Raw genomic sequence first — 319 nt, forward strand, 5'->3', positions numbered from 1 at the left:
GGAGCCTGGCAATGTCCTACTTTCACATAGCAAATGCTACACTATCATCGGCGCTGTTTCGTTTCACTACTGAGTTCGGCATGGGGTCAGGTGGGTCCAAAACGCTATGGTTACCAAGCAAATTAGGGGGTCAGTCCGTTTTCACGTACCAACTAAATCTGGAAAATTCTGATAATATTTTTTAAGTCTAAGTATCTATCTACTCTAGCTATTAACTTCTGTCGCTTGTTTCTGTCACAAAACGCGTTTGGCGTTGTATGGTTAAGCCTCACGGGTAATTAGTACAAGTTAGCTTAATGGCTCACACCACTTCCACATC

General features: G+C 42.9%; 1 rRNA gene. It reads right to left on the minus strand.

Going from position 1 to position 319, the window contains the following annotated elements:
• Positions 1 to 3: 3 nt before the first annotated feature.
• A 5S ribosomal RNA gene (rrf, locus tag PSH48_RS21080) occupies positions 4 to 118 on the minus strand.
• Between the last annotated feature and the right edge of the window lie 201 nt (positions 119 to 319).

Source organism: Pseudoalteromonas sp. Angola-4, from assembly GCF_028599265.1.
GTDB lineage: Bacteria > Pseudomonadota > Gammaproteobacteria > Enterobacterales > Alteromonadaceae > Pseudoalteromonas > Pseudoalteromonas atlantica.